Consider the following 18,477-nt stretch of genomic DNA (forward strand, 5'->3'; position numbering starts at 1 on the left):
GAGGCAGGAATGGCGCTGGTTGATCGACTCCCCAAGCATTTGTTTACCACCCGTGGCTGGGGTTTGCTTGCGGCCGGGGCGATCTCCCTTGGGTGCGCCTACGTCATGGGCCGCCGGGATCTCCTGACGCTGGCCATCCTCTTGATCCTCCTGCCGCTGGCCGCCCTCGCCGGCGTCCGGGTTCTCAAGCCCAAGTTCCAGGTGTACCGGGAGTTCAATCCCTCCACTGTGGAAACAGCGAGCACCACCACCGTGCGACTGGCCGTGGCCAGGTCCTCATATTCCACTGGGCACGTGATCATGGAGGAGCAGTTGCCTCCCCGCTTCGGAGAGCCTCCGGCATTCCGTTTCCCCGCACGGTCAGCTTCCGGCGGCACCAGCCGCTACGAATACCACCTCCGCTCGGGCAAGCGCGGGCAGTTCCGCATCGGTCCGGTCACGGCAGAGTTCAGTGACCCCTTCGGCTTGTCGCTTCGGCGGCATTCAATCGACGACGGCGACATCCTCACCGTGACGCCTGCCGCCGTCGACCTTCCCGTCACCGGACTCGCAGGAGCGCGCGGCAACGACGGCGTGACCGCGACGCGCATCCGCGCCAACCCCAGCGACGACGACATCATGACCCGCGAGTACCGGCACGGCGATCCCATGCGAAGGGTCCATTGGGCGGCCACTGCGCGCCATGGCCAACTCATGGTGCGCCAGGAGGAGTCAGTAACGACTCCGGAAGCCACCCTCATCCTGGACCAGCGCTTCAATGCCTTGGCCGGCGGAACGGGATCCATGTTTGGCGGCCACGACGAAGACTCGGACCTGGTGACGAGTCCGAACTTTGAGTGGATTGTCACGGCAGCCATGTCCATCACGTCCCATTTGGCAGAACGAAACTACTCGTTGCGGGTTCTGGACGCTTTTGGGAGCCCGGCGTTCAACCGTTCGCGCTCGGCACCGGAACCTGATGCCGAGGAGTTCGCGGGGGCCGGTGGCCTGCAGGCCATCGCCGAAGGACTGGCGGCCATAGAGCTCAGCGGTCCCAGGCATGCCAGGGGTGAGCATCACCGGGCGGATCATCACGGCACCGAACACAGGGAGGCCGCGGCAGGGTCATCCACCCCGGATTCTGCCGATGCCCCCTTTGATGACCGGCTCATGGACAAGCTCGCTGCCCACCGACTGCGTGGCCCGCTTCTTGCGCTGCTGGGCACGTTGACTCCCGCCGAGGCCAGATCCCTGGCTCCTGCGGCGGCCTACGGAGCCAACGCTTTCGCCCTGATGGTGACGGAGGCGACCCGGAACAACGACGACGTGCTGGAGATTCTGCGGCTCGCGGGCTGGCGGGTGGCCGTGGTGACATCCAAGACGCAGCTGGGTGCAGCCTGGTCAGCGTTCGACGAAGGTGGAATTGTGGACGCTGCCGGATCAGCCATGGACGTTCGTCGTGGAGCGGCGGTGCCCCGGTGACCGCTACCTCCCATCTAGGCTCCCCCACGCCAACCCAGCCCAACAGCGGGACGGGCCAGAAGCAGCCGGCCGGCTCGCGACGGACGCGAGCACCAGGGCCGGGCCCCTATCCCTGGGTCATGGCAGGGTCCATCGTCGTGGCCGTGCTTGGCGCTGCCTTGTCCCTGAACGGTGTCTTCAGGGGGTGGGCCTGGTTCATGCCATTGATCACCACCGTGGTTGTCGTGGCGCTGACCTTGGCCGTCCTCCGCGCGCTTCGAGCCCGGCCGCTGCTGGCTACCTTGGGTTCCTTTGCCACCCTCGCGGGGATCCTGAGTTTCACGTTTTGCCGCCAGGAAAGCCTTGCGGGCTTCATCCCCACTGCTGGGACGTTCGCCGCCGTCGGGCGCCTTATCAAACGGGCTGCCGAAACGGTGGTGTCCGAAAGCGCTCCCGTGGCGCCGAACGCCGGAATAGTGTTCGTCATGTGCGCCTGCCTGGGGCTGCTGGTGATCTTGATCGATGCCTTGGCTGTACCCCTGGCGATGCCCGCGGCCAGCGGCATTGGCCTGCTTGCCGTCATGGTGGTTCCGGCCACCATCAAGCCCCAGAGCGTGGGCGTTGCGGGCTTCATCGGCGCTGCCGTGGGCTACCTCCTCATTCTCGGTTGCAGCCACTGGTTCGCCCCTGATGCCCGGCTGCAGTCCGGATCCGGCCGGGGCGCTGGCCAGTTCAGGCGTTCAGTGGTTACCGGTGGGCTGGCCCTGGCCTTGACCATGGTGGTTCCGTTGGCAATCCCGGGCTTCGAGACCGGCACCTTCCCGCAGGGCTCGCGGCTGAGCCCATGGGGTACCTCCAACGGGCTCAATCCCATGATCACGTTGGGCAACAGCCTCCGGAGTCCTACGGGAGCTGGCCGTATCACTTATGCCACGAGCTCCAGCGCGCCCCTGTATCTGAGATCAGTGACCATCGATCATTTCGACGGCGAAACCTGGGCCCCCGACGACCGCTCCGCTGAGCGGCGCGTGGGGGCGGACAGGATTGAGGCGGGGTACGCCGTCCAGGGCGAAGTGGTCAACGCCGTCACGTCCGTCAACGCAGGCCTGTTCACAAGCCCCTACCTGCCTGCTCCGTTCGCGCCGGCTTCAGTGAACGGCCTCAACGGTCGCTGGACCTGGGATCCTGCAACGTTGAGCATCATGAGCACCGAGACCACCACCCGTGCGCAGCGGTACGTGGTGTTCTCCGCCGCCCCGAAGGTCACGGCGCAATCCTTGTCCCAGGCCTCGGCGGTCCCGCAGGGCATTTCGGATGACTTCCTCCGTATCCCGGGCAACCTGCCGGATATTGTCCGCCAAACGGCCGATTCGGTCACGGCATCCGCCGGCAGCAACTACGGCAAGGCGCTGGCCCTCCAGAAGTATCTTCGCTCCGGCGAGTTCACCTATTCCCTGCAGGCGCCGGTGCAGAACGGCTACGACGGCAACGGCCTCTCGGTCCTGGCCGACTTCCTGGCGGTGAAGAGCGGCTACTGCGTCCATTTCTCCTCGGCGATGGCCGTCATGGCCCGGGCTGAAGGTATTCCGAGCCGCATTGCCGTGGGCTATGCACCCGGCCGGCTCACCGGAGAGTCCGTGGCCTTGGTCGGTCAGGGGTCCTTCCCGGAGTACGAGGTTGACGCCCGCGACGCCCATGCGTGGCCTGAGCTTTACTTTGAGGGCCTGGGCTGGGTTCCGTTTGAGCCCACTCCTTCGCGCGGCGTAGTTCCCGAATACGCTACTGAATCTTCGGTCCCCACCAACCTCAGCACCAACGCGGACGAAAAAGAGGTCCTGACCACCCCCGCTCCCGCCACTCCCGCTCCTGTTCCCCTGCCCGGAGTGGACACTCCGGCCGCAGGCTCAGCCAGTGTGAACCCGCTCCCCACCATCGCGGCGGCCACGGCGGGCGTGCTGGTGCTGCTGGGATTCCTGTGGTCGCCACGGCTCAGCAGGACGGTGCTGCGCCGCCGCCGCCTGAACCGGAAACCTCCGGATGAAGCCGACGCCGTGATGCCCGGATACAAAGACCCAGCCCCCGAGTTGGCGTGGGCGGAACTCCAGGATCTGGCCACCGACTACGGCTTACCGTCCACGCCCAGCGAAACGCCCCGGCACTTCTCCGCCAGGCTCCGCTCCAGCGCCGCCCTTGGCGACACTGGCGGAATGGACGACGCCGCGCACGTCGCAGTCTCGTCGCTCACCTCGGACTTCGAACGGCAGCGTTATGGCCGCGGTGCCGTTGCCGCACAGGCAGCCGCGCAGACAGCCGCGCAGACAGCCGCGCAGGCAGCCACACCACCAGCGGCGACGCGTATCGCCGTCGTCCGTGAGTCGATGCGGCACAACGCCCGCTGGTTGGTTCGCTTCCGCGCCGACTGGCTGCCGCCGTCGATGATGCGCCGATGGGTGCACGCCCTCGGCGCGCCCTTCCGGGCCTTGGCAGCGCTCGGAAAGGCTGTGGGGTGGGCGGTCGCGCGTGGTTGGCGCATGCTCCGGGGCCTGCTGCCGCAGCGCCGCTAGCTCCGCTGTTCCTGATCGGCAGGACCCCATGACACAGCAAAGGGCCCGACGCCGGAACTTGTGGTTCCATGGCCGGGCCCTTGCGTTTGTCAACCGTTCTTGTTGCGAGAGCGGTGGACCGGATCCTGCGCCGCCTAGTCGGCGTACGGGTCCGCGATACCTACGTACTGGGTGTACAGGTACTCTTCGATGCCTTCGGAACCGCCTTCACGGCCCAGGCCCGACTGCTTGACGCCACCGAACGGGGCAGCAGCGTTGGAGATCACACCGGCGTTGAGGCCGAGCATGCCGGTCTCGATCCTCTCGCTGATGCGCAGGCCACGGTTGAGGTCCTTGGTGAAGACGTAGGCAACCAGGCCATATTCGGTGTTGTTGGCCAGGCGAACAGCGTCATCTTCCGTGGAGAACGTGATGATCGGCGCTACCGGTCCAAAGATTTCTTCCCGCAGGATGCGGGCATCAGCTGCGACATTCTTCAGCACGGTGGGCTGGTAGAAGTAGCCGGGACCGTCGACGGCGGCACCACCGGTGACGGCTGTGGCACCTCCTGCTACGGCTTCGGTGACCAACGCGTGAACGCCATCGCGGGCCTTGCCGTCGATCAGCGGGCCAACCTTGGACTCGGCCTCGGTACCGCGGGCCGTGGTCAGCGCACCGATCTTCGCGGCGAACTTCTCCGCGAAGGAATCGGCGATGGACTCGTGCACAATGAAGCGGTTGGCTGCAGTGCAGGCCTCGCCCATGTTGCGCATCTTCGCGGCGATGGCGCCTTCAACGGCCTTGTCCAGGTCGGCGTCTTCAAAGACCACGAACGGGGCGTTGCCACCGAGCTCCATGGAGGTACGGAGCACCTTGTCGGCGGCTTCACGGATCAGGGCCTGGCCTACCGGGGTGGAGCCGGTGAAGGAGATCTTGCGGAGACGGTCATCCTTGATCAGCGGACCAGTGACTGCGCCGGCAGTGGAGGTCTGGATGACGTTGAGGACACCGGCAGGGAGGCCGGCTTCCTGCATGACCTGCGCGAAGAGCAGGCTGGTCAGCGGGGTCAGGTTCGCGGGCTTGAGCACCATGGTGCAACCAGCAGCGACGGCGGGGGCTACCTTGCGGGTGGCCATGGCCAGCGGGAAGTTCCACGGGGTGATCAGCAGGCAGGGGCCCACCGGCTTCTTCTGCACCAGGAGGCGGTTCTTGCCATCAGGTGCTGCGGAGTAGCGGCCCGATACGCGGACCGCTTCTTCGGAGAACCAGCGCAGGAACTCGGCGCCGTACGTGACTTCGCCGCGCGCTTCGGCCAGGGGCTTGCCCATTTCCAGGGTCATCAGCAGGGCGAAGTCTTCGGCACGTTCGGTGACGAGCTCGAAGGCACGGCGCAGGATTTCGCCGCGTTCGCGCGGTGCAGTGCGGGCCCAATCGGCCTGGGCGGCAGCAGCGGCGTCGAGGGCCGCGGCGCCGTCTTCAGCACCGGCGTCGGAGATGCTGAGCAGGACCTTGCCCGTGGCCGGGTCTTCAACATCAAAGGTCTTTCCGGATCCGGCCGGGCGCCACTGACCGTTGATCAGCAGGCCGGTGGGGACGGAAGCCAGCAGTTCGCTTTCGCGTTCAACCGTGACAGTCATGGCGACTCCTTCGTCTTGGGTGCTTTGGAGAATTGCACCACTGGGGTTCGTTGCCGGAAGTGGCTTGAATTACTGCCACGGTACTGCCCCGCGAGAAGGAGTGTCTACGCCTTCACGCACTGCCATGCGGACGCCAATTTGTGCAGCTGCACAGCGCGCGTCAGCGTGCTGCAAGCACCGCGGAGTACAGCTCCCGCTTACTGACGCGGGCGTCATCGGCTACCGCAGCCACGGCTTCCTTCAAGCGGATGCCTTGGGAGATGAGTTCGTTCACCGCGGCTACATGGTCCTCGGGCTTACCGGGTTCCTGTTCAGGCGCACCGCCCACCACAACCGCGATTTCGCCGCGGACCTCGTTGCTCTCTGCCCATTCCAGCAGTTCACGCAAGGTGCCACGGATGACTTCTTCGTAGGTTTTGGTCAATTCACGGCAGACAGCGGCGCGACGCTCGGCGCCAAAACGCTCATGCAGGGCACGCAACATGACTTCAAGACGATGTGGGGCCTCGAAGAAGACCATGGTGCGGCGCTCATCGGCCAAATCCATCAGGCGGGAGTTCCGCTCCCCTGATTTGCGTGGCAGGAAGCCTTCAAAGCAGAAGCGGTCCGTTGGCAGGCCGGACAGCGCGAGCGCCGTCAGCACAGCCGAAGGTCCGGGCACCGCTGTAACGGTCAGGCCGGCCGCGACGGCTCCCTCCACCAAGCGGAAACCGGGGTCCGAAACCGCGGGCATCCCGGCGTCGCTGACCATGAGGATGGTCTTTCCGGCGCGCACGTGGTCAAGGAGTTCCCCGGTCTTCGCCACTTCATTATGTTCGTGGTAACTGATGACGCGTCCGGAGACCTCCACGCCCAAGGCCGTGACGAGCCGGTGCAAACGGCGGGTGTCCTCTGCCGCCACTATGTCCGAGGTCGCCAGGAGTTCGATCAAGCGGGAGGAGGCATCCCCCACATTTCCGATGGGGGTGGCCGCCAGCACAATCCGTCCTATGCCCGGGGTTGCGCCGCCGCCGGCGGCAGGAGTCGCCTCGTACACGTCATCGCTGAAGGGAGGCTCGTCCGGGGTGCTGCGTTGTTCGTCCACCTGCCAAGCCTAATGCCGCGCCGTCCTCAACGCCGCACCTCAACGCTGCAGCAAGGATGGAAAGGTAGCATGGGCGGGTGAACCAGTCGCCCGTTCCTGCCACCACTTCCGGAACTCCTGTGGCGTCCCCCGCAACCGCCGGAGCCGGTGACACGGGCGTTGTGGACAGCATCGATCAGCCCGGCGCCCGGACCAGACGGGACGCATCGCGGTCCCGCCTGAGCACGTCTGTGGACGACAACCCGGGCAGTCCCCTGCCGGGCCGGGGGCTGGAACGCCACCCCTGGATCGTCCGGCCAGCCGAGGCCTACACGGCCCAAACCCTGAGAGAGCGCCTGATCGGCGGGATCCAAAGCTGGCGCGATTACCCGGCCACCTTGCGTTTGTGGTTCTGGCTGATCCCCACCATCACCGCGGTCCTGGGCGGGATTCTCCGCTTCTTCCGGCTGGACGCCCCGCACAGCCTGGTCTTCGATGAGACGTATTACGTCAAGGATGCTTACTCCTACCTGGTGAGCGGCTACGAACGCAGCTGGCCCGCCAATGCCAACGACTCCTTCAATGCCGGCAACCCGAACGTCCTGCTCAACACACCGGAGTATGTGGTCCACCCGCCGGTCGGCAAATGGATGATCACCTTCGGGATGTGGCTGTTCGGCGGCGACAATCCCTTCGGCTGGCGCTTTAGCGCGGCGCTGACGGGGACCCTGACCGTGTTCCTTGTCTCACTCATTGCCCTGAAGCTGTTCCGTTCGCACACCCTCGGCGCCGTTGCCGGGCTCCTGCTCGCCATTGATGGCCACCATTTGGTGCTGTCCCGGACAGCATTGCTGGACGTCTTCCTGGCGTTCTGGATCCTCGCCGCGTTCGGCGCCCTGCTGTTGGACCGCGACGACGGCCGCCGTCGTCTCGCTTCCCGGCTCGCCGCGCAGGCGGCTGCTTCGCCGGGCGGTCGCCCAACACCCACCCAGCTGGTGGCAGGTCCTTGGCTCGGTATGCGCTGGTGGCGTCTGGTTGCCGGGATCTGCATGGGTTTGGCAGTGGGAACCAAATGGTCCGCGCTGTTCTTCGTGGCTGCCTTTGGCCTGATGACTGTGCTGTGGGACCTGAGCGCCCGGCGCATTGCCGGCATCCGCAGTTGGTTCAGTGCCGGCATCATCAAGGACGGGTTGTTGGCGTTCGTGACCATCATTCCGGTCGCCGCCGTCACGTATGCGGCAACCTGGACGGGCTGGTTCCTGTCGAAGGACGCCTACTACCGGCAGTGGGCGGCCACCAATCCCGCACCCGGATGGGATTGGCTGCCCAACTCCGTGCGGTCCCTTGCGCATTACCACCTTGAGGCCTACAAGTTCCACCAAGGACTGAGCTCGGACCACCCCTATGAGTCCAGCCCCTGGACCTGGCTCGTCATGGGCCGGCCTACGTCGTTCTTCTACCAGGCCCCCAAGCAGGGCACCGCGGGCTGCGTCGTTGAAACCTGTTCCTCGGCCATCCTGCCGGTGGGCAACCCGGTGGTGTGGTGGGGCGGGACCATTGCCTTGGTCATCCTGCTGTTCTGGTGGGCGGGCCGCCGGGATTGGCGCGCAGGTGCCATCCTTGCCGGAGTCGCCGCCGGATACCTTCCGTGGTTCATGTACCCGGAACGCACCATGTTCATCTTCTACGCTGTGTCCTTTGAGCCGTTCCTCGTCCTCGGCCTGACGTACGTGCTGGGGTTGGTCCTGGGCCGGAGCAGCGATCCTCCGTGGCGGCGGCGGTCCGGGCTCTACGTGGTGGGCCTGGTGCTGATTTTGGCTGTCCTGGCGACTGCGTTCTTCTATCCGGTGCTGACCGCGGAAGTGATCAGCTACGAAGAATGGCGGATGAGAATGTGGATGCCATCGTGGATCTAGGAGGCAAGCAGTGAGGGAAGCCAGCACAGACCTTCTGGTCGAGGCCGACCCGAACACCAACGTGACGGACCTTCTCCTGGAACGCTGCGCCAAGGACCCGTTCGGCATCCTGTACGCGCACAAGACGACCAACGGCTGGCTGAATGTCTCCGCAGCAAGGTTCCTCGCCGATGTCACTGCCCTGGCCAAGGGACTGATTGCCGGTGGCCTCAACCCCGGCGACCCCGTAGCAGTGCTCTCCCGTTCAAGCTTCGAATGGACGCTGGTTGATTTCGCCATTTGGATGGCCGGCGGAGTGACTGTGCCCATCTACGAGACGTCGTCGGCAAGCCAGATCGAGTGGATCCTGGCCGATTCCGGTGCCCGGCGCGTCTTTGTCGAGGACATCGCCAAAGCCGATCTCGTGCACGCCGTGGTAAACCGGTCCACGGCGCTCGGGGACGATCCCGTGGCGATCGTGCGGATGGAGCACGACGGCGACGCCCCCAACCTGACCAGCGTCTCCGCCGTCGGAGTCGGCATTATGGACGCAGAGCTGGAGCGCCAGCGCAGTGCCGCAAACCTGGCCGACATCGCCTCGATCGTCTACACCTCCGGAACCACCGGCAAGCCCAAGGGCTGCGAAATAACACACGGCAACTTTGTCCTCGTGGCAAGGAACGTCATCCCGTTCCTTCCCGAACTGCTCATGCAGCAGGGCGCCCGGACGCTGATGTTCCTGCCTCTGGCGCACGTCCTTGCCAGGGCCGTCCAGGTGGTATGCCTCACCGCGGGGATCACGCTCGGTCACAGTTCTGGTGCCAGTGGGCTGATGGCAGACCTCAGTACTTTCAAGCCCACCTTCCTGCTGGCCGTGCCCCGCATCTTCGAGAAGGTCTACGCCGGCGCCGGCCACAAAGCCGCTATGAGCGGAAAGTCGGCGCTCTTCTCCGCAGCTTCGGCAACCGCTGTGGATTATTCGACGGCGGTGGATCGCGCCTCCCGCGGCCAGGGGCAGGGGGCGGGTTGGCTGCTGGAAATGAAGCATCGTGCGTTCAACAAACTCCTGTATCCCAAGGTGAGGGAGATCTTTGGCGGGAACGTCGGCTACACGGTGTCGGGAGCCAGCCCCCTGAGCCTCCGTGACAACCATTTCTTCCATGGCGCCGGTGTTCCCGTGCTGGAGGGCTATGGACTGACGGAGACCACTGCGCCGTGCACAGTGAACACCCCCAGCATGTCCCGCATCGGGACTGTTGGCATACCCCTCCCCGGAACCACCATCCGGGTGGCACACGACGGCGAGGTGTTGGTCAAGGGCATCGGCGTTTTCAAGGGGTATCACCGCAATGAGGCAGCCAACGAGGCTGCGTTTGTTGATGGCTTTTTCCGTACCGGCGACCTCGGCGAACTGGACGACGACGGCTTCCTGACCATCACCGGCCGCAAGAAGGACCTCCTGGTCACTGCAGGTGGCAAGAACGTGGCCCCCGCACCTTTGGAGGAGAAGCTCCGCGAGCACCCTCTGGTGGGCCAGGCAGTGGTGGTGGGCGATGGCCGGCCGTTTATCGGGGCACTGGTGAGCCTGGACGCCGAGGGCCTTGCCGATTGGTGCGCCGAGAACAAGGTGGATGCCTTGTCACTCGAGGACGCAGCCCGGGACGACCGGGTAAACGCCGCCGTGCAGTCGGCCGTGGACGAGGCCAACAAGCTCGTGTCCGCCGCTGAATCGATCAAGAAGTTCGCATTCCTTACGGCTGAGCTCAGCGTCGAATCCGGGCATTTGACGCCTTCGCTCAAACTGAAGCGGGCCGCCGTGGTTGGCGATTTCCCGTCGGTTGTGGAGAAGCTCTACGAAAAGTAGCGGCACCACCTAGACCGCCGCGATACACCACCTAGCACAACCAAATCAGCACCTAATTCGGCCCACATCGCCACCTATTTTGGGCAATGTCCCCCTAGGTGCCGCTGTTGTCCCCCTAGCGTTTTCCTCACGAACCAAACGTTCAAAGGGGAACCCATGGCAGATCCATCACGCATACCACTACCCGCGCTCTACTACTCGCGTGTCCGGTCTACCTTGGTACCGCGAATCGTGGGTTTCACGATGATTGCGCTCGGCCCGGTGCTGTTCGTGCTGATCGTCCTGAAGAACACGCCGGAAGTGCTCTTCGCACCCCTGGTCACCACCACAGCTGGTTCATTCATCGCCTTCATGACCGTCACGGTCAAGGTCGACCCGCAGAACGTCGTGATCGCCTTCTGCGACATCGTCAAACGAACTCTACCGAGGGATGAAATCGCGACGGTGACCACCGACGAGGCGGCCGGCCCCAGCGGGTACGGGCTCCGATACATGGGGCCCGGCATGGTCGGGTACCTCGTCGGCGGTCCCGAGATCAATATCGAGTTGAAAAACGGCAAGACCGTCATCGCCAGCACAGACCATCCCGGGCGCCTTGTCGATCTCCTGGCCCGCGGGAGTGGTCCCCGGAGAAGCCGGTGCGGCTAGCGCTTAATGTCCGCTGGTTCGTTGCTGACGCTTTCCGCATCATCCGCATCAGCGTCATCGCCTGAAGCATCGGCTTCGTCAACCGCTGTGCCCGCACCCCGACGCTGCTTGGTGGGCCACGTGAAGATGAACGTCAGCGTCGCTACAAGGAACACCAGGGCACCAATGACGATGCCCGCGTCGATCCAGAACTGTCCCGGGAAGAGCCGGATGAGGGTGTCCTCCAGCGAGAACGTCCACGTCCCGTTGGCGAAGAAGATCCGGTGGAACTCGGTGAAGAATTGCTGCCAGCTCAGTGCTGCCAGGACAGCGAGGCCAATGATGATGACCAGGGTGACGATGGAGCCTGCAAAGAGTCCTCGACGGATCCCGCCGTTACTGCGCTTACGCAGGTACAGGATGGCGATGATGCTGAGGATGATGAGCAGCAGGCCGGCACCGAAGGACGACAAAATGACCAGCTTGACGTCGGCCATGTGCGCCACCTCGCTGTCCTTGAACAGCTTGGCGCCATCCTGGTTGACCAAGCCACCCAGGTAACGCGGACCGGCCCAATTGCTCAGGTAATCCACGGCGTACGAGCCATACGTCATGCGGTCGTCAGTGCTGAAACCGTAGCCGTCTCCGGGAAAACCAGGGCGGTTGTACTCCACCCACAGGAACAGGGGGCTGGTGACCGCCCGGACGGCGAGCACCAGGAGGATCACCGGATAGAAGACGGCCAACAGCACCTGGAAGACCCGTGGGCCGATCGGTTTCACCTTGGCGGCCTGCTCCCGCTCTGCGTTGCGTCGGGCCACCTCGTCTTCCGGCGGACGGACCTGAAGGGCCGACGTCGGCAAGGGTTCCGAATAGTGCGACGGCTGCTTGTCAGTGGCGCCACCAGCGAGCGTGTCAGCGAACAGCGGAGGTTCCGGCTCGGCGTCGGCCGCTTCTGCAGCCTTACGGTCGGCGCGGCTTTCGGGCTGACCGCTGGCGGGCGTCTCAGTTTCCGACGTCGCGGTCGTGGCCGGCGTGGCGGTGGTCGCCGGTGTCGCTGTAGTAGCAGGAGCTGCGCCGGAAGCAGTGCCGGAGGCCTTCGGCTTCATCCAGTCGAAGGCCGGTTCGTTGGGGTCCTCATGGACGTCCGTGTCCGGTTCTTGTGGTTTCTGGCTCTTGTCGCTCACAGCGGGTTTCACTTCCGTAGGCATCCACCGGCGATTGGGGTGCTGCCGGCTCTCTTGTCTGCATTCGAGCCTACCGCCCGGCTTTACACAGACACGCGGTGCCACCCCGGCTGCGACCAGATCGAAACGTAACTGTAAGGTCTACGCGGCGATGCTGCGATACCCGGCGTCGTGGGCATCCAGGTCACCGGTGACACCGGCGCGGGCTGCCCTCCCACCGAGTACCAAGGTGTAGACCCAATAACCAGCCAAAACCAACGCACCGATGGTGATCTTGGCCCACACAGGCAACGCACTCGGCGTCACGAAGCCCTCCACTATCCCGGAAATCAGCAGGACGAGCACCAACCCGAGGGCAACTGTCATCAAAGACCGTCCTTCATCGGCCACAGCCTGGAGCCGCGTCCTGGGACCGGGCCGCACCATGGCCCAGAAAATCTTGAGCCCGGCCGCGCAGGCAATGAACACCGCGGTGAGTTCCATCAGGCCGTGCGGAAGGATGTAGCTGAAGAAGATATCCATCTTTCCCGTTGCCAGGAAAAGCCCTGCGGCGACTCCCAGGCTTTGTGCGTTCATGAACAGGATGAACGGCACCCAGAACCCGGTGACTCCAAACGCCACAGCCTGAGCGGAAATCCAGGCGTTGTTCGTCCACACAGCGCCTGCGAACGAGGCAGCGGGATTCTCCGAGTAGTAGTCAATGAAGTCCTCCTCCACGTACTGCTGCACTTTTGCGTCACTGGCTACGGCCCTCAACGCATCCGGTGACGTGCCGATCCACAGGGCATAGGCGCCCGCTACCAGCACGAAGGCAAGCCCGCACCAAAGGGTGAGCCAGCGGATTCGGTAGAACGCCGCGGGCAAGGAAATAACGAAGAACCGTGCCAGGTCCTCCATGAAGTTCGAGCGCGCGCCCGTGAACCGTGTCCGGGCCTGCGCCAGTGCAGCAGACAGTGATGCCGACAAGCCGCTCTCCGGGGCCACGGAGCGAATCAGGGACAGATGTCCGGACACCGTTTGGTACAGCCTCAGCAGTTCATCCGCTTCGGCTCCCGTGAGCCGGCGCTTGTGCGCAAGGAAATGAAGCCGGGACCACTTGTCCCCCTGCACGGCCGAGAAGGCGTCAATGTCCACGGCACCACCCTAGCGCCTGTGCCACCCACCGGGTCAGTGCCGCAGCTAGACTCATTGGTGCGGGCACGCCGTGGGCCCGCCGCGTTTGCGAAGCATGGGGGCGGGCATGAGTTCAATCATCACCGGCGAGGCAGTGGTCCTGGAGTTGCGCCCGGCCTCCTTCGCTGCCCGTGCACTGGGGCTCATCCTTGATGTCATCTCCCAGGTCATCCTCGCAATACTGCTCATCATCCTCATCGGCGCCGCCTCCCAGGACCTCGATGACGCCGCCATCCAGGCATTGGTCCTCAGCAGCATCGTTTTCTCTGTCGTGATCGTGCCCGTCGCCGTGGAGACCCTCACCCGAGGACGGTCCCTGGGAAAGCTCGCCACAGGACTTCGCATCGTTCGCGACGACGGCGGGTCCATCCGATTCCGCCACGCCCTCATCCGTGGCCTCCTCGGCTTCCTGGAGATCTACATGACGTTCGGTGGCCTGGCCATCGGAGTAGCGCTTTTCAACGACAAGTCCAAGCGCCTGGGCGACATCGTCGCCGGCACTTACTCGCTCCGTCAGCGTGTTCCCTCCAAGCCACGGATCATGCCCGTGGCACCCCACTACCTTCAGGCCTGGGTAGCCATGGCTGACATCGGCAGGGTCCCCGACGCCACCGCGCGCAGGGCAGGAACGTTTGTGCAGCAGGCGTACCTCATGGCCCCGGCATCGCGCGTGAACATGGCGGCATCCTTGGCGTCCGAACTCGCAAGATACGTCGCCCCTCCCCCTCCCCCAGGCACCATCCCCGAGGACTACATCGGGGCAGTCCTCGGGGAACGGCGCAACCGCGAACTCGCCCGCCTGCGCCAGGCGGAGCAGCGGAATGCGACTGTCGGGGAACGACTCAGGAAGCTGCCGTTCAGCCACGAGTCCTAGCTCTGGTGCGGCTGTTGCCAGCCAAAATCACCACTGGGCCGGTCTGGTAAGTCGTGGGGGTAGGAGGGTTGTGGCATCGCCTTCGGCGGCGTTGATTTGCGGTTGGGTGAGGTATAGGGCCTTGGAGAGGTCTGTGCCGTGGAGTTGCGCTCCGCGAAGATCTGCTCCCAGAAGGTCAACGGCTGTGAGGTCGCTGTTCCTGAGGTTTGCTCCGATCAGGTAGGCACTGCGGAGGTCTGCTCCGCAGAGACGCCGGTTGGCAAGGTTGGCTCCCATGAGGTCTCTGCTGCCCAAGTCCGCGCTGGCCGATTCACCGTCCCGGTGAGGGCCGCCGTCGAACGTCTGCTTGTCCTCGGCACCGTAGGAGGCGCGCAGTTCTTCGCTGACCTCCATCAGGAGGGTCCGCACCTCTCCATGCAAGGTTTCGACGTCGGTGGCCAGCACCGCGGGGGCGTTGCCTTGGGCGATGGTTGCTATGTGCCCGGACAAGTGATCCGCTGCCGATGCGAGGTCCGGATCGAAGGTTCGTTGACTGGCTTCGGCCAAGTACCAGAGCATCTCGTGAAATTGCCTGACTACTTTGAATACGGCGAACATCGAGGACCTTGACGCGGGGTCTTGAGTCCAACTGGTGCCCGAGAAGGTGTGCTGTGAAACCACCTGGCCAGCGCCGAAGCAATCAAAAACCGTGCAGCCGCGGAACCCCCGCGACACCAGGCGTTGATGGATCGAGCAGGAAAAATCGTCCGCCATGTTCGGGCATGCCGTGGCCGCTGGCTTGTCGATGGCGAAGTCAGCCGAGCGGGCGAATCCCAGAGCGGTGCAGCAAAGCGCAAAGCAACTGCCGCAGTCCGGGCGAAGGGTTGGTGAAAGAGTCATGGGTGCTCCAAAGGGTGAAAAGGGGTCCGGTGGAAGGAGCCGGGGAACCCGCAAACGGGTTCCCCGCAGGGACACCCGGAATCACCACAGAGGGCAGCACGAAATGGAGGGCCAACGCATGGTCGGCACGTGAAGTGTGGGTCAAAGAGCGCAGGAAATAATCACTGCAACAATCTTAGCCTCGGGACTACCGCTGGGCGTAGCTCGCCCACGGGATGTTCCAGTCCCCGAAGCCTTCCAATGGTTCCACCGCAGGAGCCCCGGTGTTCAGGATCTGGACAACGTCGCCGGTCTTCATGTTGTTGAAGAACCATGCGGCATCGTCCGGCAGCAGGCCGACGCATCCATGCGAGACGTTGACCCGGCCAATGGCCCCCCAAGCGGATTCAAGGGCTTGGTGGACATAGACGCCGGACCACGTCAGGCGGTTGGCATAATCCACCACCATCGGCGCATAGTAGCCCTTGTCCCCCGGCTTAAGGCCGATACTGCCGGCGTTGAAGTTGGATTTGCGCTCCTGCTCCAGGATCACGGCATAGCCCGTGGGAGAAAGCCAGTCCTCGCCACCCAGGGATACTGGAGCGGTGTGGACCAGTTGTCCGTCGGAGTACACGTTCATGGTCTTGGTGGTGTCATCCACCACAGCCACGCGCTGGGGGCCGGTGGTGAACGTGGAAACCACATCCGCGTTGCCGATCATCTTGTTTCCGAAGTCGACGCCCAGGAGTTTCATGTCGACGGTGACGGTGGTACCCGAAGCCCAGAAAGCTTCAGGGCGGATCCGCACCTTCTTATCGGAGTACCAATGCCAGGCCACAGGTTGGCCGGAGGAAACGGTGATGGCAACCCGCTTCTCCATGGCCGCCTTGTCCACCACAGGCTCACTGAAGTTGATCTCGATGGGCTGCCCGGAACCCGCTGTAGTGCCGTTGCGGGGGTAAACGGACGCGTCGGCCTCATAGGCCGCGGAAACCGTGGTAAAAGTCTGGGTCTTTTTGGTTTCCTTCCCGGCGGTATCCACCACGGTGAAGGAATAGCTGTACTGGGTCTTGAACTTCAGGACTTCCACGGTGGACCACGTGGTCCCGTCAGGACTGATCTTGCCCTGCACTGGCACACCACCATCGGCTGGTGCCAGCACCACGTCCTTGACCTTGCCGTTGACCGCCTTGATCTGTGGGCCCACCACGGGGTTCCACTCAATCGCTCCGTCCAGCGGCGTGATGCCCAACTCCACGGGTTTGGCCTCCACCGTGGGAGTCGGCGACGGCGCGGCCCCACCAAGCTGGGTACCACCGGCCAGCAGCCCGGGCACCGTTGCGACTCCAATTCCGCCCACGGCAATAGCGGCGCAGATCCCTACGATGGCAAGGATCTTGCCCGTTTTCCGTTTGGCGACTTCCGTCATGGTTCCCGTCTTCCTGTCCCCCGGCAAGCAATACTGAACACCCAATTCTAGCCGAAAGGCCGGCCACGCTGGTCGCGTGTCCGGCCTTTCGCCATCGATTTGGGTGACGCAGCGTTGCTTAGTAGCGGTAGTGCTCCGGCTTGTAAGGTCCGGCAACGTCAAGGTCCAAGTAGTCCGCCTGGTCCTTGCTCAGTTCGGTCAGTTCCACGCCCAGCGCGTCCAGGTGCAGTCGTGCGACCTTCTCGTCCAGGATCTTGGGAAGCACGTAAACCTGCTTGCCGTATTCGCGTTCGCCCGCGGGCTGGTCCTTCTTGGTCCAGAGTTCGATCTGCGCGATCGTCTGGTTGGCGAAGGAGTTGCTCATCACGAAGGACGGGTGGCCCGTGGCGTTGCCCAGGTTCAGCAACCGGCCCTCGGACAAGACGATGATGGACCGCTCCGAGCCCGTGCCGGCCTCGAAGACCCACTCGTGGACCTGTGGTTTGATCTCCACTTTCTTGACACCGGGAATCTTTGCGAGCCCGGCAATGTCGATCTCGTTATCGAAATGCCCGATGTTGCCAACGATCGCTTTGTTCTTCATGCCCAGCATGTGCTCGGCCATGATGACGTCCTTGTTGCCCGTGGTGGTGATGAAGATGTCACCTTGTGCGAGCACCGATTCAAGCTTGGCCACCTGGTAACCGTCCATCGCGGCCTGCAAGGCGCAAATGGGGTCGATTTCGGTAACGATGACGCGCGAGCCCTGGCCGCGCAGTGCCTCCGCTGCGCCCTTGCCCACATCGCCATAACCGCACACGACGGCCACTTTGCCGCCCATGAGGACGTCCGTGGCACGGTTGATGCCGTCCGGCAGGGAGTGGCGAATGCCGTATTTGTTGTCGAACTTGCTCTTGGTGACGGAGTCGTTGACGTTGATGGCCGGGAAGAGCAGCTTGCCCTGCTCGGCGAGCTGGTAGAGGCGGTGCACACCGGTAGTGGTTTCCTCGGTGACGCCCTCGATGCGGGCAGCCAGGCGCGTCCACTTCTGCGGATCGGCAGCGAGGGTCCGGCGGAGGAGGTCCAGGATGAGGACGTATTCCTCGGGATCTTCTTCCGTCGCGGTGGGCACTGCTCCTGCGGCTTCGAATTCGACGCCCTTGTGCAGCAGCAGCGTGGCGTCGCCGCCGTCGTCGAGAATCATGTTGGGGCCGAGCTCCGGATTGGTCTCAGCGCCCGGCCACGTGAGGATCTGCTCGGCAGTCCACCAGTACTCCTCCAGCGTTTCGCCCTTCCAAGCGAAGACGGGAACACCCTGGGGGTTTTCCGGCGTACCTTTGCCGACCACGACGGCGGCAGCAGCTTCATCCTGGGTGGAGAAGATGTTGCACGAAGCCCAGCGGACCTCAGCACCCAGTGCGGTGAGGGTCTCGATGAGGACGGCAGTCTGGACCGTCATGTGCAGGGAACCCGCGATCCTCGCACCCTTGAGCGGCTGAGAGGCGCCAAACTCAGCCCGAAGGGACATGAGGCCCGGCATTTCATGCTCGGCAAGGCGGATCTGGTGGCGGCCTGCCTCCGCAAGGGTAATGTCAGCCACTTTGAAGTCAAAAGTCATGGAAATCCTTAGGGGTACCGTGCGGTTTTGATGAAGAAGAAAGTGCGCTTATGCCTTGGAATCGTGCTGGCCGGAGGTGGCAGCATTGGCCGCGGCAAGCAGCTCCGGAGGCAGGAGCAGCGGGATGCCATCCTCAATCGCGTAGCGGAGCTTTTCACCGTCCGCTGCGGCGGAGGTGGAGACCAGCTCCTCGCCCTCCTGGACCAACGCTGAACCCGTCACGGGGCAGCGCAGGATGGACAACAGTTCAGGACTGACCTTTGGCATGAATGATGCTCCCTGGGTGGCGC

General features: G+C 64.1%; 14 protein-coding genes. 6 read left to right on the forward strand and 8 right to left on the reverse strand.

Annotated features, from left to right (window positions below; genetic code table 11):
- The first annotated feature begins 9 nt into the window (after nucleotides 1-9).
- Both LN996_RS03065 and LN996_RS03070 read left to right on the forward strand, forming a co-directional pair.
- Nucleotides 10-1,461 (forward strand): DUF58 domain-containing protein, encoded by a 1,452-nt coding sequence (locus tag LN996_RS03065; protein WP_231338719.1) that lies wholly within the window; start codon nucleotides 10-12, stop codon nucleotides 1,459-1,461.
- Nucleotides 1,458-4,004 carry a DUF3488 and DUF4129 domain-containing transglutaminase family protein gene (locus tag LN996_RS03070; protein ID WP_374202208.1) on the forward strand — a complete coding sequence of 849 codons (2,547 nt, stop codon included), beginning with the start codon at nucleotides 1,458-1,460 and terminating at the stop codon, nucleotides 4,002-4,004. Before LN996_RS03065 ends, LN996_RS03070 begins: the two co-directional genes overlap by 4 nt.
- Nucleotides 4,005-4,138: 134 nt before the next feature.
- Here the strand turns inward: LN996_RS03070 and LN996_RS03075 are convergent, their stop codons facing one another.
- Nucleotides 4,139-5,620 (reverse strand): NAD-dependent succinate-semialdehyde dehydrogenase, encoded by a 1,482-nt coding sequence (locus LN996_RS03075; RefSeq protein ID WP_231338721.1) that lies wholly within the window; start codon nucleotides 5,618-5,620, stop codon nucleotides 4,139-4,141.
- A gap of 160 nt (nucleotides 5,621-5,780) precedes the next feature.
- A complete protein-coding gene (rsmI, locus tag LN996_RS03080; protein WP_231338744.1) occupies nucleotides 5,781-6,656 on the reverse strand; it encodes a 16S rRNA (cytidine(1402)-2'-O)-methyltransferase in 876 nt (291 codons plus the stop codon).
- Between the two features lie 125 nt (nucleotides 6,657-6,781).
- On the opposite strand from rsmI, the gene LN996_RS03085 reads away from it, so the two are divergent.
- The 3 genes from LN996_RS03085 to LN996_RS03095 all read left to right on the forward strand — a co-directional run bounded on the left by LN996_RS03085 (nucleotide 6,782) and on the right by LN996_RS03095 (nucleotide 11,090).
- Nucleotides 6,782-8,599: a dolichyl-phosphate-mannose--protein mannosyltransferase gene (locus tag LN996_RS03085; protein ID WP_231338722.1), complete on the forward strand. Its 1,818-nt coding sequence runs from the start codon at nucleotides 6,782-6,784 to the stop codon at nucleotides 8,597-8,599.
- Between the two features lie 10 nt (nucleotides 8,600-8,609).
- Nucleotides 8,610-10,442, forward strand: coding sequence for a long-chain fatty acid--CoA ligase (locus LN996_RS03090; RefSeq protein WP_231338723.1), 1,833 nt, complete (start codon nucleotides 8,610-8,612; stop codon nucleotides 10,440-10,442).
- Between the two features lie 156 nt (nucleotides 10,443-10,598).
- The gene (locus tag LN996_RS03095; RefSeq protein ID WP_231338724.1) at nucleotides 10,599-11,090 is read left to right on the forward strand and encodes a hypothetical protein; all 492 of its coding nucleotides are present in this window, start codon (nucleotides 10,599-10,601) and stop codon (nucleotides 11,088-11,090) included.
- Here the strand turns inward: LN996_RS03095 and LN996_RS03100 are convergent.
- Together LN996_RS03100 and LN996_RS03105 are read right to left on the reverse strand one after the other, a co-directional pair.
- Nucleotides 11,087-12,280, reverse strand: a complete 1,194-nt coding sequence (locus LN996_RS03100; protein WP_231338725.1) for a TIGR01906 family membrane protein — start codon at nucleotides 12,278-12,280, stop codon at nucleotides 11,087-11,089. The two genes, LN996_RS03095 and LN996_RS03100, sit on opposite strands and share 4 nt — an antisense overlap.
- A 117-nt stretch (nucleotides 12,281-12,397) precedes the next feature.
- Nucleotides 12,398-13,390, reverse strand: a complete 993-nt coding sequence (locus LN996_RS03105; RefSeq protein ID WP_231338726.1) for a stage II sporulation protein M — start codon at nucleotides 13,388-13,390, stop codon at nucleotides 12,398-12,400.
- A 106-nt stretch (nucleotides 13,391-13,496) separates the two neighbouring features.
- Between LN996_RS03105 and LN996_RS03110 the strand changes: the two genes are divergently transcribed.
- On the forward strand, nucleotides 13,497-14,303 hold the full coding sequence (locus LN996_RS03110) for an RDD family protein (protein ID WP_231338727.1): 807 nt from the start codon (nucleotides 13,497-13,499) through the stop codon (nucleotides 14,301-14,303).
- A 27-nt stretch (nucleotides 14,304-14,330) separates the two neighbouring features.
- On the opposite strand, the gene LN996_RS03115 is transcribed toward LN996_RS03110, so the two are convergent.
- The 4 genes from LN996_RS03115 to LN996_RS03130 form a co-directional block, all read right to left on the reverse strand.
- Entirely contained in the window at nucleotides 14,331-15,182 is an 852-nt protein-coding gene (locus tag LN996_RS03115; RefSeq protein WP_231338728.1) for a pentapeptide repeat-containing protein, read from the reverse strand.
- A gap of 187 nt (nucleotides 15,183-15,369) precedes the next feature.
- Entirely contained in the window at nucleotides 15,370-16,590 is a 1,221-nt protein-coding gene (locus tag LN996_RS03120) for an Ig-like domain-containing protein (protein ID WP_231338729.1), read from the reverse strand.
- Between the two features lie 118 nt (nucleotides 16,591-16,708).
- Entirely contained in the window at nucleotides 16,709-18,187 is a 1,479-nt protein-coding gene (gene ahcY / locus LN996_RS03125; protein ID WP_231338730.1) for an adenosylhomocysteinase, read from the reverse strand.
- A gap of 48 nt (nucleotides 18,188-18,235) precedes the next feature.
- Nucleotides 18,236-18,454, reverse strand: coding sequence for a Trm112 family protein (locus LN996_RS03130; protein ID WP_159697912.1), 219 nt, complete (start codon nucleotides 18,452-18,454; stop codon nucleotides 18,236-18,238).
- Between the last annotated feature and the right edge of the window lie 23 nt (nucleotides 18,455-18,477).

This window comes from Arthrobacter sp. AK01 (assembly GCF_021109375.1).
In the GTDB taxonomy this organism is placed as follows: domain Bacteria; phylum Actinomycetota; class Actinomycetes; order Actinomycetales; family Micrococcaceae; genus Arthrobacter.